Source organism: Legionella septentrionalis (genome assembly GCF_003989745.1).
GTDB lineage: Bacteria > Pseudomonadota > Gammaproteobacteria > Legionellales > Legionellaceae > Legionella_A > Legionella_A septentrionalis.
On the sequence record NZ_RZGS01000033.1, the window covers coordinates 14,353 to 29,502 of the forward strand.

Genomic DNA, 15,150 nt, shown 5'->3' on the forward strand with positions numbered 1-15,150 from the left:
TTGTTTTGGTAAAATGCACGCAAGATTTATCAGTCAAGGTTCTGATGGGCAAAAAATTAACCAAAAAATTTGCTGCTTTTAAAGACAGCCAATTGGGGATACGTTTAAAAAATCTGCAAGCCAAGATCGCAGAGCTTCCCGTTGCTAATGAGGCTCATATTTCGCCTGAAGAAAAACGGGCTGTGCAGCAAATACAAGCTTTCCTGAAACTGTTATCCATTGCTACGAGTAAATTGCTTATATTTAGTGATGGCAAAATTCCCAGTTACATACAATTAAATTCAATCCGCTCCGAATTTAAAAATATCCAAAACTTATGCCAAGATATTGTTGCACCAAAGTATATTTTTGTCGGCTTTTTGGAGGGAAATTTAGCCGGCATAATGGGACAAGCCTTAAAAGCAAAAGGTGTGGTCCAGGTGGGAAGCAAGGAAAAAAGACTCCAGGAAATGCAAGCTTCCTTAATCGGATTGCTAAAGAAACAACTTGCTTTAGTAAAGCTTAAAAACGTTTCTGAAGGCGATTTGGAAGCAGTTTTTAAGAAAACTGACGAGCTAAAAAATTGTTTACAGGAAATTTTGCAGGCATCTGATGAAGGTAAAAACATACGAAATCTCTGCGCTCAATTTATGGAAATTTTTAAGAATAATTTCTTGGATTGTTTGCCAGTTGAGATTACCCATCCCTTAACCCATGAGTGGGCAATAATCTGCTTAAATGAGTTGTTATCCTTGCCGGATAATTTACAAAGTCTTTTAGATTTTTTTAATCCAAAGTCCCTGGAACTGGACTTATCGAAGATACCATTTTTCCCAAAAATTAAAGTTCAGCACCATGAAAGCGAAGAAAGCAAATATATTTTCAAAATTTTAATTGATTCGCAAACCGAGGAACATGATTTAGAAGTCTACTATCCCCAGCTGATTCAGTTTGGCGCGCGATGTCTGGCGAAAGCGCTTTCTAAATATTATAAAAATTTTGCTTCTACAGTGCATGTGCAAAGTGAACTCGTAAAAATGGATTTGCTGTATAAATTTTTACAGCAGGAATCCGATTTAGGGAAAGAAGTGGTAAACGCGGCTCAGTCGTTGTTTGATGCTCATTGTGAACAAACTATAAGTGGTGATTCATCTTTTGAAATAAAGGCAGAGTTTCTTAAGAGACAAATTGAAGAGGCAGAAAAAGAAGATTCAAAAATAGAGGCTGAACTACTCAAAATCAATGGCCGGGTTACAGCTTATGAGCAAGACACGGTTCAAGACCTCCTGCAAGAAAATTCTGCGTTAAAAAGCTCCATTGCAACTATTGATACGCAAACTATCGATGTCAGATTCCTTAAAAAACGTTTACCCGATGTAATTATTGGAGAGGACATTGGCGTTATACAAATGCGCCCATACCTTCAGGAGATTACTGCAGCCAAGAAAAATTCTTTACAGGCGATAAAGACTAAATGGTTAAGTCGCAAAGAAGACCTTAAAAACGAATGCAACACAGTTTTTTTAACATGGTATAAGGAAGAATTGAAAAGACATCAGCAAAATAATCAAGAAACTGCAGAATATACTCAGGACGTTACACATTTTATTTCTGCAATGATGTCGAAAAAAATTAAAAAAGAACACAGTCTGGAAGCAATACAAGAGCAATTGACGCAAATTGGGCAAGAAATCGCCATTGCAGAAAAATACTTGCTGAAATTAAGAGAACATCAGGCTAACTTCGATGAGCGGGAGAAATGTCCTGACGCTCTTGGCAATGCACGCCCCCATATTATAGAAGAAATTAAACAAATTTATCGCGGCAACAAACAACAATCGTTAAGCTTAATGCAGCAGCTGCAAGAAATACTCGCGGAACTTGCGTCAAGAAAGCGGGGGCTTGAGATTGAGCTTGATAAAACAAAAAAATCAAAATTCTTTGCTGAGAGTATGCTGTCTTTGAACCCCAGTAAAATTCAAGAAATAAAAGCTGAAAAAATTGAAGAATTAGAGCAAATTAAAAGGGAAATAACTCATATTCAATCGCAGGAAGAACAAAGAGAAAAAAATAACATTAAAAAAGAAGAATATATTAATTTAGTTTTAAATTTAATTGTGGTTATAAAAGACGATTTGATTTTTATCACAGATAAGCCGGGTGAAGTTAACAGCCTTTTTACCCAACAAAACATGCAACAAACTGAGGATGTTAAAAAAGCTCTTGGCTTTGTCAGACGTCTAATCGATAAAAAGCAAGAATATGTCGCCATAGCTAAAAACTTGGGAGAATTAAAGGCCGAAAATTACGTCGGTAAAGAAAATATTCTGCAAGCCAATTTGCGCAGTAGGCAGCTTTTACGGCAACTACTTTTACGCTTTACCAACGTAGATGAGAATTTACTTGAACTTAAAGATTTATTAGAAAAAATCTTAGCCATTAGCATTGAACTCCAAGACTCCAAAGGTTTTGCTGAAGAATTGGAGCATCATGAAAACGCCGCTGTTTTTACGCAAACTGAAATTGGGATTTTAGATAATATTTCGCATCTTATCGTTGAAATACAAAATTTAGATACAAAAATCTCCAGGTTGGAAACACTGGATGAACAACCGATTGAAGCTCTGGCTACAGAAAAAATTTCTATAAAGCAAGACTTTGAGTCCGTTGAAAAGAAACTGGGTAATTTGGAGGATAAATTACAATCATTGCGTGAAGACGTGGAAAAATTTCCTAGCAAAAATCACTATTCACTGCATTTAAATACGTTGCAAAATCTTTTAAGTAACTCCAGGGCGCAAACTACAAAAGCAGCTAGTAAAATACGCGAGAAAAAGCTTAAATTTACCCAGGAAAAAACAAAACAAATTTCCGCAAAAATGGAGTCTTTTTTAGAAAATATTCATACACTAAACCAACTCACATCGCCAGGCGATACTCTGGATATTCTGGAAAAAAACCAAAGTCAATATCAAGAGTTTACCATTTCTCTGGCAAATGATTTACGGCAAATGGCTGATTTGGAGCATGATCAATCAAGCTTTACGAATTTTTCAGTATCTGCAGCTGCTCAGGAAGCTTCACTGCAAAAACAAATACTGGAGAGCGTAGAGAATACCATTAATCATTATACACTCGCCATTAAAGAGAAACGTGCCGCGTTGGCGATGCAATTTAACGAAAGCAAGGCTTTTCATGAGTCTTTCAAAAGCTCATTAACTCTGGCTACAGAATGTCTTCTCAGCTCTCCTGTAAAAAGAATTGCAGGGATATTGGAGACATTTAAGCCAGTTAATGCTGAAATTGAAAAAATATTAGCGGCAACTAATGCCCGTGTCCTCAATCTTTCTGAGGAATATTCTTCCTTGCAGGCAACTGTGAATACCAAAAAAGGTTTCCTGGGAGAATTAGCCGATCGCATTGGCTCAAGGGAAAAACTGAAGGAAAATTTTAACGAAATACTTCAGCAATATCTTTATGAACGAAAAGAAAAATACAAATTTAAAGACTTTTTTTTAAATGCTGATGCCGTCAGGCGGGAAGAATTCATCCAAAAATTGAATGAAGACCTTGAAAATTACGCAGCATCTGGGGAAAGCGCGCAGCTTATTACCTGGTTGCAAAGTACCAAGGCAAGTTTTCCTGGATATAATTTGGCCTCTAAATTAAACCAGATTGTTTTTGCGCTAAAAGAAGAAAATAAAAAAATCCCGGTAAATTATACGGAAGCTTTTGAAAACCTATATTCTGTACATTCTGGCGAACAGGCGGTTCGTATTCTTGAACAATTGCAGCAAACACATCCCGAATTTGTAAATGCTATAAAAGCGGTGCATGAACAACTTGAAAAATTAAGAATTTTGGGAGTGCGGTTACATGCAGATAATCAGGGAGATACTGCAATTAAACTGGCAGAAAATCTGCAGCAAAGACTTGACGAATTCATCATTACCCATGAAAAAAATTCGCCCTCGCAGCAGTCTTTTTCTGAATTTCGTGAAGAATTTGAATGCCTTCTTCATAGTCAAGATGATGTCATGTGTCAGCATGAAACATTTTGGAAACCCATAGTAATTAATATCCTGGCTGCCTTGTTTACTTTGGGAATAGCAGTAGGAATACAATTGATTTATTCGAAGGTGACTACCGGCCGCGCCGCATTTTTTTATGATAAATCAGAGCGGTTGTACCAAGTGGAACAAGTAGATAAACCCCTGGAAGATTTTAACGGGTCAGGGCTGAAAAATAGTTGTTGATGATAAATTTCAATATCTTCACTTGCCGGAGCTTTTCTTGCTGTTATGCTGAAATTTCCGACTGCCTGCAAGTCGCATGGCTGGTTTTTTTATCAGATAAATAATCGTGTAAAGCCAGTTGCGTCTCTGCATTAGCTTCAAATCCGAGCTTGGTTCGCCGCCATAAAATGTCTTCCGCAGTTTGGGCCCATTCTTCATTAATTAAATAATTAACTTCAATTTGATATAAAGTATCCGTAAACTTCAAGCCCAAATCGGATTGGGTATGTGCATCAGCCAGTAATAACTCTGTACGCGTGCCATAATTTTTTAAGTAGTGATGCAGAATCTTTTCATCAAGCCAGAAATATTTGTCGAGCGCATAAGCTTCATAGCGGCTTAAATCCAATTCTTTAAAACGGGCTCCGGGCAAGGGAGTCACTTGGGTGCAGGATGGTTTTAAATGGGGAAAAGTGGTGCGTAGCTGCTCCACCGCTTGCTCTGCCAGTCGCCGATAAGTGGTAATTTTCCCGCCGAAAATGCTGACTAGTGGAGCAGGAGTATTGTAATAAGAATAAGCATAATCCCGGCTCAAGGCTTTCAAGCTTTTCCCCTCGGCAGATAAGAGTGGTCTGATGCCGCTCCAAGTATGAATGATGTCTTTTTCGTCGATAGTTTGCCTGAAATATTTATTTACCAAGGTGAGCAAATAATTTATTTCTGCCGCATCAATATGAACTTCCTCCAGTTTTTGCTGAAAGGCAACATCGGTAGTGCCAATCAGGGTATATCCATGATAGGGGATGACGAATACAATTCGTTTATCATCATGCTGCAGCATATAAGCATGTTGCCCTTCATATAATTTATGCACAACGATATGACTGCCTTTTACCAGGGTTAAATTATACGTTGCAGGTGCGTGCAACATGGTATTAACGTATTCAGCCCATGGGCCGGTAGCGTTAATGACAGTTTTTGCCCTGATTTGAAAGGGCGTCGTTTTGCCGGATTGCAAGGTAAGGCGCCATTGTTGTTCACACGCTTCGGCCGCAATCAATTTCGTACGGGTTAAAATGGCAGCGCCATGCTGTTTAGCTTGTAGAGCGTTCGCCACCGTCAGCCGGGCATCATCAGTAATGCAGTCATAGAAAAGAAAACCTTTGCTTAATTCCTTAGCAAGCGGTGCAAAATATTCGGGGTTTTGCTTGCGGCGGACTGATTGGCTGGCAGGCAGACGGTTTTTGCGGCTTAAATGATCATATAAGAAAAGGCCGGCGCGCAGGATTAAACTTGGGCGCATGTGCTTTTTATGAGGCAAAACGATGGGAAGGGGGTACACCAGATGTGGCGCGATATGCAGCAAAGTTTGCCGCTCATCCAGCGCTTTTTTAACCAAACTGAAATCAAAATACTCGAGATAGCGTAAGCCGCCATGGATCAGTTTGGTGCTGCTTGAGGAAGTTTTTGCGGCCAGATCATCTTGTTCGCAAAGAAAAACGGATAAGCCCCGCATCGCAGCATCCGCCGCACAGCCGCAGCCATTAATTCCACCGCCAATAATGGCCACATCGTAAAGCTGCTCCATTTTTTAAGTCCCTGATTATTGCACTCGAATTAAAGCCTTTTATAAGGCAGAATATATTTTTGTTTCCGCAACGCGTCTGTTTGCCCTTGAACCAGGGCAAAACATAAATCCTTCTGCCAGGTATAATTAAATTTCAGTATCGTCTGTTGAAATGAGCCAGTGCAGCAGAAAGATATTCAGACATATATTATATTGGGAATTAAAAATCAATGAGTTATCTTTTAGCCATCGATCAAGGTACCAGCAGTACAAGAGCTGCCTTGTATTCAGAAGAAGGGATTCTTTTACATATGAGTCAATATCAGTTGACTCAATATTACCCCCATCCAGGGTGGGTTGAACAGGATCCGGAAGAAATCTGGCAGAAGACATTAAAGGCCATACGGGATGTCACGGCTGCTGTTATAGGAAATGAAATTTTGGCGTGTGGTATAACCAATCAGCGTGAAACTACAGTCATTTGGGACAAAGAAACGGGTGAGTGTTTATCTCGTGCGATTGTCTGGCAAGACCGCAGGACACAAGAATTTTGTTTATCCTTAGCCGAATACGCCGAGTTGCTGAATAGGAAGACCGGTTTATTTCCCGATCCTTATTTTTCAGCAACGAAATTGCATTGGTTATTAGCTCATATCCCGAAAGCCCGGCAACTGGCCAAGCGTAACCAACTGGCTTTCGGCACAATGGACAGTTTCATATTATGGCGCCTTAGCGGTGGTAAAAGCCATGCTACAGATATAACGAATGCTTCCCGCACTTTATTATTTAATATTACTGAACAGCGGTGGGATGAGGAATTATTACAGTTATTTGCTATCCCGCTAAGTATATTGCCCGATGTGTATGCTTGTGATGCCCATTTTGGCATCATGGACCCAAAATGGTTGGGGGCAGCTATCCCTATTACTGGCATGGCAGGTGATCAACAAGCCGCTTTAATAGGACAACGCTGTTTTGAAAAGGGGATGATAAAAGCTACGTTCGGTACGGGCGGATTTTTGTTGTTGAATACAGGGGAGGCACCGGTAACGTCTAATCATAAGTTGCTTACCACCATTGCCTATCGTATTCAAGGCCAAACTATTTATGGGTTAGAAGGCAGTTTATATCAAGCCGGCACAACGGTTAAATGGCTTCGTGATGAACTGAAGTTATTTAAGCATGCCAGTGATACGGAGGCTTTGGCAGCTTCCCTTGCAGGTAATGATGGCGTATATCTGGTTCCTTCTTTTACAGGATTGGGTGCACCGCATTGGTTAAATACCAACGGTGCCTTAATTGTGGGCTTATCTCGCACGAGCGGGTCTGCACATTTTGCGCGCGCCGCATTGGAAAGCGTGTGTTATCAAACTCGGGAAGTTTTGGCTTGTATGAGGCACGACAGTAGCTTGGGTTTATTAACATTGCACGTGGATGGGGGAATGGCTGCTAATAACTGGTTCTTGCAGTTTTTGGCATCCCAGTGTGGATTAACCGTACAAAGACCTCATGATATCGAAACCACCGCGTTGGGGGCGGCAATCCTTGCAGGAATTGGTTGCGGCGTCTTTAATTCCCTGCAAGCATTACAGCAAAATTGGTGCGGGGGAAAGGAACTGCGGCCTGAAAATAACAAGGAAAAAATAGAGAGTGACTATCAAGGATGGCAGCGCGCCTTGCGCATGCTCAAAGCGGGTTGATTTAAAACCCGCTATAAAGCTATGCTGGCGCCCTTTGCCTCATTTTTTCCCACTGCATGGCAAGCCCCACTTTGTATTAATTTTCTTTTGATAAGCAAGGCTCATGAGTAATCATGTCTTCCGCCGCAGCAATAAGAATTATTGACAGTGATCATGTTGCGTTTAGTAGCAAGCATCCCTTGGGGTTTGTTAAATTATTGCGCGATACAATGGATGAGAGAGGTTAAAAATAATATACTCCTTGCCTTAAGCAAGGGTGCTTTGTTAATAAAATTATCGGGCGCAACGTAGAAGATCGCCAACTTGAGCGTAAGCGAGGGATTTTAAGTCAGTACCCCTGCAGTCACAAGATGCAAAATTTTTATTGACGTTGTTCGTTTCTTGTTGTTATTCCTATGAAACCAAAAAATATTAAAAACCGTGGGGCCGTCAGCAACCCGCCTGGCCGCTTTGAAACCATTACTCAGGAAGATTTTGACGATGGATGGGATTTGGCAGAAGAAGCATTGCCCTTGCTTGAAACTGCTTTTTTTCCGGAAGCGGCCAAATCGATTATTAGCCGTAACGATTCGCCCGATCTTGGCTTTGCGCAGTCCATCAATCCATACCGCGGTTGCGAGCACGGCTGCATTTACTGTTATGCAAGACCAAGCCATGCTTATGTGAATTTATCCCCGGGCATTGATTTTGAGACAAAAATTTTTTACAAAGAGAATGCACATAAACTGCTTGAAAAAGAAATCAATAAGCCCAATTATGTATGCAAGCCCATTATCATTGGCGCCAATACTGATCCCTATCAACCGATAGAAAGCAAACTTAAAATTACGCGGCAGTTGCTGGAAGTGCTTAATCACCATAAGCATCCTGTCAGCATTATTACAAAAAATTCACTCATTGAACGGGACATGGATTTATTAAGCGAACTTGCAAAAGAAAACTTGCTGCACGTTGCAATCAGCATTACCTCGTTATCGCCAAAACTTAAACTTATTCTTGAACCAAGAACATCAACGCCCCAAGCCAGATTACGGATAGTAAAGGAGTTAAGCCTGGGTAATATTCCTGTCCGCGTCATGGTGGCACCAGTTATCCCCATCATTACCGATAATGAAGTTGAAAAAATTCTAAGCGCCGCCTCCGATGCCGGGGCGAAATATGCAAGTTATGTCTTGCTCCGTTTGCCTTATGAAGTAAAAACTTTATTTAGGGAGTGGCTGGAAAAACACTTCCCTATGCGTGCCGAGCATGTGATGAGTATTATCCAGCAAATGCGTGGCGGCAAGGATTACGACGCTACTTTTGGCAAAAGAATGCGGGGGGAAGGTGAGTTTGCGAACTTACTCGCCACCCGCTTTAAACTGGCCTGCAAGCGTTTTAAATTAAACCAAACCCCTTTGCAAGCGCTAGATACGCAAAAATTTACAAAAAAAGAAAAATCATACACACAATTAACTTTGTGGGGAGAAGAACAATAGCACCAACAGGGCAAATATTCATTTCTGGAAGTTGATGTTTTTCATTTGGTCAGTTTGCTTTTGATTTATTCCTTGCTTATAATTATCAATACTTTAATCGATGTGAGAGCGATAATGGCTAATGACAATCAAGATCCGATACAGCAACAAGGAAGCATTCAAGATCAACAGCAGGAGCAGCAACAAGAACCCAACGTTAAACAGCAGCCTCAAAATCTAAAGTCACTTGGGGTACAACAAGGAGAATTGGAAGATACACAAAAAGACGTAAAGGAAAATGAGGCAATTGAGGAAGCGGCTAAAAAACTTAGAGCGCTAACAGAAAACTATTTAAATGGTTTCTCGGAAAAAGACAAGAAAGAAAAAAGAGATCTCCACGGGCACGCTACCCACCTTAATAAATTGATAAATAAGCAAGATGCTAAGACGGCAGTTGCTGAATTCTACTCTTATTTAGCTGAAGATGATGGCATGAGATTTCAGGCATTAATGGATGATAAAAGAGGTCAAAAAGTTGCCCTGGTTATTCTTGCCGTTGCTTTAACCATCAGTGGTTTCTTACTTGGCGTGATTCCTGGGGTGATTGCCGCCATTGCTATTACTGCCATAGCGCACAAGCAAACCGGCTCAGTTTCTCAAACCTTTGGCACGCTTTGGCATGGCAAAGGCAGTCAGTATGCCAAACAAGTGGGCAAGATCGAGGAGGGTCTTGAAAATGCTCATCCTGGTGCTACTCAGCCAGTCAAAGGCGAAGAAGAAGACGAGAGTCAATCACTTACTCCTTCACAATAATAAACCCCTTCTCCCATAAAAGTTAAGCTGGAAAATTTTCCAGCTTAACTTTCCATGATTTAAGCCCATTCAAGGCATGAAATCCGCCTCACGTTGCAACACAGATGTGAACTTAGGTGAAAACACGCATGCGTTTTTAAGCTATATTAATTTTAGGGAATAAAATTAAATACATGCAAGGAAATCGCTATGCTCAAGTTGCTGGTGCTTTTGGCAGTCTTGTCGACCGGTTTGCTATTGCCGTTTCAGAATAAAGATTCCGCCGAAGTCGTTCGACAAGAAAATCAAGCCATAGCTTATATGGATAATCTTATCCGCACTGGCCAAGTTTATCCTGCCATGAGCGTCCAACCGTTTAGCGATATTAGAAACATGCTGGAAAAAGAAGCGTCCTTGAAAGCGCCACTGATTAATAAAGTTTTAACTATTTTAAAATGCACAAAAGAATACGACGTTACTCATAATAACATGTTAACCATTATCGATTATTCGCTTCCCTCCAGTGAAAAACGCTTGTGGATTTTTGACCTGCAGCAAAAAAAATTACTATTCCATACTTATGTATCGCATGGGATTAATTCAGGTGCCTTACTCTCGGAATATTTTTCCAACAAATACGACAGTAAAACCAGCAGCATCGGTGTTTACAAAACCGAAGCTGCTTATTATGGGCGCGAAGGGGTATCGCTTAAATTAAATGGCTTGGATAAAGACTTTAATGATAATGCCTCTAATCGGGCCCTGGTGATGCACGGTGGCTGGTATGTGGAAGAAGATTTTATTAAAAAATACGGCAGGGCGGGGCGAAGCTGGGGATGTCCTGCCGTACCGCTGCATTTGGCTAAATCCATTATCAACACGATAAAAGATCGTTCCTTGTTTGTAGTTTATTATCCAAGCGATCGCTGGTTTTCAAAATCAAAATTTCTAAATTGCAGTCCTGCTGTGCATAATTCTCAGCTTGCGGAAAATAAGCCGGAAATCAAACCGGTTGATTTTCGTGAAGATATTTTATTTGCTGATATCAACAAAAATAATCAACGTGAGGAACATGAGCCCATTATTGTTATGCCAGCGGACAGCTATGAACGTTTGTTTCATGCAAAAGCCCCGCTAGCGCGCATGTTAAGACGGCAAATAAATAATATGGAATATGTTGCGTTGAGTAATGCCGAATTCAAAGATTTAATTGCAAAGGGTGGGGAATATGAACGGCTTGGCAGTTTAAATTCTATTTACTTTGTTATTCCGGTCGTTAAAATGCGCCGAGGTTATTATGCGACTGAAATGCATATTGTCACTTTGGGTAAGATAAAAGAAGTAAAATTAAATTCAGGCTCTTCCCTGGAAGATATTAAAAATCATATCGTGTTTTTCGAAGAAAAACCGCAAGTTAATTTAAAAGCCACCAATCGTTTCATCAGGTGGTTGGGATTGTAGCAGGACGGTTAATTTGTACACTCTTTATTATTGTGAGATTCCTACGGTTCTTGGAACCATGTTAGCTGTAGCGGATGAAAATTTTTTGCATCTTCTGGAGTTTGTTGATTGCACTGATTTATCCGATAAAATACGGCGCTTGCAGCAACAAACTCGTTCCAAGCTTGTATTTGGCATGACCTCGCCGCTATTAGCTATTCAGCAAGAACTCAGCGCCTATTTTTCAGGTGAGCTTCGCGTGTTTAAAACCCCATTCTTGCTGGCAGGCAGTGATTTTCAAAATATGGTTTGGCAGGTTTTGTATTCCATTCCTTATGGTACATTAAAAAGTTACAGCGAATTGGCGTTCATGCTGGAAAGGCCGAAAGCTTATCGGGCGGTTGCACATGCGAATGCCACAAATCAAATTGCCATTTTAATTCCCTGTCATCGCATAGTGCGTAACAATGGACAGCTTGCAGGGTACAATGGTGGGATTAAACGTAAAGCATGGTTAATCGCTCATGAACAAAAAACAGGCTCGGGAGGTAGCAGTAATAGGAATTAAAAAATCATTGCAAGCAAGGTAAGTTCAGGTGCAGAAGTTAAACCGAAAGTTTAGTCCGCAAGAGCGCCAAATTATATTTAAATGTAAGTAGATTTATTCCAGCTTATGGATAATTTATTTTTTTAACTTCCTGGCAATGAGTTCATCGAAAAGAATTTTCTTTTCTGCCGATAATTCTGCCCGGCGCTTAGCCATGATGTCTGGTATAGGGCCTTGTACACAATCTTCTGTTAAGCGATCGGTTATCAATAAGCCGTTTACGTGATCAATTTCGTGTTGTAAAACACGTGCGTAAAAACCTTGTACTATTTGTTGCTGTGAAATGCCTTCTTCATTTTGATACTGTACCTTAATTTTTTTGAAACGTGGCACTTTTCCCGCCAGGCTGGAGACAGAGTAGCAACTTTCATAGTCAAGGATAATATCGTGAGGGTTTATAGGTTCGTAGGTGGGGTTAATTAGAATGTGCATCGGGTAAGGGATTGCATTATCCCGCAGCAGTGCGGCGTTTTCCGGGATATAAATTGCAATGATGCGTTTACTCATATTCACTTGTGGGGCAGCTAATCCTACTCCTTCCAGTTCATACAATTTTTTTTTCATCGCCCTGATTAACTGTTTATCTTCATGATGCAAGGGAAAGGGGACGTTTGCTGCCGGAGTTTTCAGAATTTGGTAAGTTTCAATTTGTTCTATAGTAAGAATTTTTAAATCAATATCATGCATTTGGGTCATAAGGTAGACGAGTAAACACAGGAAGTTCATTTTAGCTAAATTACAGTAAACATAAAGAAATTGCCCTAAGGCTATCTCTAATTTTTATTATTGAAATGATTTATTTATACCCACAGCTTTATCCACAGAATTTGTGGATAAGCATAAAATTGGGGGTAAATATTTAAATAATACTTGGATTATGAAAGGAAGCCACTTCCTGTTTTTTATCTGTTTTTTTATGAAAGAATTTACTGGAATGCTCTTGATGGGCAAATCTTTGTATTAGTTCTTCAAATTCCTTCACTTCTTCCCCGCTGGTATCCGGGTGAGCCTGTTTATACAATTTTACCAACTCAGGCATGCTAATCTTTTGTTTTGCATAATATTGGGCGGCCAGCATAAAATTGTTTCCCTCTAATGCACCGAGGATTATATGCGGCAAAAAAATATGGTTTGCATAATTATTTTCATAATGTTTGACCCATTCGTCATTCCCCTTCCTGGCATGATTCCTGGCTAAAAGGCTTGGTGAAACATGGTGTAGAGCGATATAAGCTTCTGCTTCGGAATGATAGCCTCCTTCCACATAGCCGCAAGCTATCAAGGAAGGATTGCTTTTATAATGAGTGCGATAAAATTCAACAGACTCATGATCTCCTGCCTCAGCAAATCCACAAGCAATCCAATCTTTTAATTCGGCATCCGAGCGTTTAGCTATTTTTGCATAGTTTTTCTGCTTGGCATAACCTCTAAAAATTTGACTGTGCTCGATGTCATATTGTTTAAGAAAATCAAGTGATTCTTCATCGCCTTCGTAGGCAAGTTGAGCTGCTGCAGTCCAGTGGAGTGAAGCGGGCTTGGGAGCGTCTAGCAGTTTTTTATTAAACGAGAGAGAGGTTTGAATAAGCAATTCAATTTGCCTGTTGACCATTGCATTTAGCAAATCGCTATTTTTATCCTTGCAGGCTGCATAAATTTCTTGATATAAATTCACAATAAGACCTTAATTTATAGGGATTGTGCAGTATTGCTGCATTTGAGATGGGCAGCAATACCAGAGGTTTACCAGTCTAAAAATATTTTAAGTGAGTCATGAATAAATTATTTCATGCTGGTTTTTTGTATACTCTTCTTCTATTTTTTTGGCACTTTGTACTGTTGATTTCAGAGGATCTTTAGAGTGCGTAAAAAACAGGGTGCCTGCCAATACTGCAGAAGTAATGCCCCCGGCTACAGCGCCAATGGCAACACCAGGAATACCGCCGGCAGCAAAGCCAATCGCTGCCCCCGCAGCAATAAGAGCGACAGAAGCAATCAGGGTGAGGAGAATTTTACCTACAACTGAGCTTTTAAAAGGAGTAACAATTTCATCAAAGTGTTTGACATCATCTTTGCTAATTTCTCTGCGATATACTCTTGTTGCCAAGTCTTTGGATTTCATTGCAAGCATCAGGCAATTTTTAGAGTCAAATAATGCGCTGTTTTTATTATATTCTTTAAGCGTTTTTTCTTTCATTGCTTGCAGTGAGGTAACGAAATCATCAAGGGTTTTTCCCTCGTCTAAATCATCAAAATAATCAAGCGCTTGATCGAAGATTGCTGCAATTTTCCGGGCGTTATGTATAGGGCTGGTGGAGGGGATGGGAGTGTAAAAAGAGGAATGGTCCTCTATAAATCTAAATGTTGGCTCTAAAGCGGGATAAGTCTGAGGAAAGGGAGGGTTGAATATGAGTTCTTTTCTTAAAAATTTGCTTCCATATTCCATAATCATCGTAGTATACACGGGGTTATCTGCACATATAGGCTCTTCATTAGCTTGGTTGCGCACGCCAAAATGTTCATGCAGACCACATTCATCCCAGGCTAAATCCATCGCGCCCTCATCTCCCCTTACGCATAATGCAGTGGCCAAAGTACCTATCAGGATAAGATGCATTTCATAGTGTATGGCATCTTCATCATAATCGGTCGCTTGTGCTTTCAGCTTTTCCAAAAGCTCATGGCCAATTTGACCAACGAGCTTCGCTTTAAGGGGATGATTCTGCAAAGTTTGTTTCAATGCATTTTGGGCGAGAGATATTTCTAACATGAGCATTCCTTACTAACAACATGTTCTTATAAAGGGCATATTGTAGCATATTTTTATAAAAAAAATGAAGGCAAACTATCATCAGCTTTGCTTGATAGGGATAGCAGCATTTGCAAGGGAAGCATTGCTTGTAAATTTTATGCATAATGCTCCCCAGGCAATTTTTGCCTGGGGCCATTAGATTATACAGCTGGAGTTAACAGCTGCACGTATTCCTGCATGGCATCCAATCTTTTTTCTGAATCCGTAGTAAAGAATAAAAAGTGTTTACCGCGGGTCACAGCAAGGTTGATTAATCCTGCGACTACAAATCCAATGCCTAAGCCTGCAATGGCCAAGGCGAGATTAGCCAGGGTTTTATTTAAGACACGGTGTTTTTCCAACTCAGGCCGTGCTTTTTCAATGGCAAGATTGCAGACATTTTGGAATTCTTTCTGTTGCATCTCATTCTCTGGGTTCAAGAAAAATTCTTCTGCTGCTGTTTTAACTAGTATTCCCCGCGGCTTGCCGCGGTTCCTTAATAGGAAAGTTTGAAAACCATAGGTTTTCGAGTCAAACTATTGCGTATGACCCTCAAACGGGCAAGCCACTGCGTGTACCAGACGC

Annotated in this window: 11 protein-coding genes; 6 read left to right on the forward strand and 5 right to left on the reverse strand. The window is 40.3% G+C overall.

Annotation, left to right across the window (positions count from 1 at the left end):
- Positions 1-44: 44 nt before the first annotated feature.
- Positions 45-4,235: a coiled-coil domain-containing protein gene (locus tag ELY11_RS09940; protein ID WP_127033326.1), complete on the forward strand. Its 4,191-nt coding sequence runs from the start codon at positions 45-47 to the stop codon at positions 4,233-4,235.
- Positions 4,236-4,278: 43 nt separating this feature from the next.
- Here the strand turns inward: ELY11_RS09940 and glpD are convergent, their stop codons facing one another.
- Positions 4,279-5,802 (reverse strand): glycerol-3-phosphate dehydrogenase, encoded by a 1,524-nt coding sequence (glpD, locus tag ELY11_RS09945; protein WP_127033328.1) that lies wholly within the window; start codon positions 5,800-5,802, stop codon positions 4,279-4,281.
- A gap of 209 nt (positions 5,803-6,011) precedes the next feature.
- Here glpD and glpK point away from each other — a divergent pair, with 209 nt between their 5' ends.
- From glpK to ELY11_RS09970, 5 genes are all read left to right on the forward strand, one after another.
- Entirely contained in the window at positions 6,012-7,481 is a 1,470-nt protein-coding gene (glpK, locus tag ELY11_RS09950; protein WP_127033330.1) for a glycerol kinase GlpK, read from the forward strand.
- A gap of 395 nt (positions 7,482-7,876) precedes the next feature.
- Positions 7,877-8,959, forward strand: a complete 1,083-nt coding sequence (locus ELY11_RS09955; RefSeq protein ID WP_127033332.1) for a PA0069 family radical SAM protein — start codon at positions 7,877-7,879, stop codon at positions 8,957-8,959.
- Positions 8,960-9,073: 114 nt separating this feature from the next.
- Positions 9,074-9,751, forward strand: a complete 678-nt coding sequence (locus tag ELY11_RS09960; protein ID WP_126954981.1) for a hypothetical protein — start codon at positions 9,074-9,076, stop codon at positions 9,749-9,751.
- Between the two features lie 189 nt (positions 9,752-9,940).
- On the forward strand, positions 9,941-11,191 hold the full coding sequence (locus ELY11_RS09965) for a murein L,D-transpeptidase catalytic domain family protein (protein ID WP_127033334.1): 1,251 nt from the start codon (positions 9,941-9,943) through the stop codon (positions 11,189-11,191).
- 58 nt (positions 11,192-11,249) lie between these two features.
- Positions 11,250-11,738: a methylated-DNA--[protein]-cysteine S-methyltransferase gene (locus tag ELY11_RS09970; RefSeq protein WP_127033336.1), complete on the forward strand. Its 489-nt coding sequence runs from the start codon at positions 11,250-11,252 to the stop codon at positions 11,736-11,738.
- 114 nt (positions 11,739-11,852) lie between these two features.
- Here ELY11_RS09970 and ELY11_RS09975 read toward each other — a convergent pair whose 3' ends face one another.
- From ELY11_RS09975 to ELY11_RS09990, 4 genes are all read right to left on the reverse strand, one after another.
- Positions 11,853-12,455, reverse strand: coding sequence for a peptide deformylase (locus tag ELY11_RS09975; RefSeq protein ID WP_199741533.1), 603 nt, complete (start codon positions 12,453-12,455; stop codon positions 11,853-11,855).
- Positions 12,456-12,636: 181 nt separating this feature from the next.
- Positions 12,637-13,449, reverse strand: coding sequence for a hypothetical protein (locus ELY11_RS09980; RefSeq protein ID WP_126954985.1), 813 nt, complete (start codon positions 13,447-13,449; stop codon positions 12,637-12,639).
- A 96-nt stretch (positions 13,450-13,545) separates the two neighbouring features.
- Positions 13,546-14,514 carry a hypothetical protein gene (locus tag ELY11_RS09985; RefSeq protein WP_126954986.1) on the reverse strand — a complete coding sequence of 323 codons (969 nt, stop codon included), beginning with the start codon at positions 14,512-14,514 and terminating at the stop codon, positions 13,546-13,548.
- A 212-nt stretch (positions 14,515-14,726) separates the two neighbouring features.
- Complete coding sequence (locus ELY11_RS09990) at positions 14,727-14,987, reverse strand: hypothetical protein (RefSeq protein ID WP_126954987.1); 261 nt, start codon at positions 14,985-14,987, stop codon at positions 14,727-14,729.
- Positions 14,988-15,150: the final 163 nt, after the last annotated feature.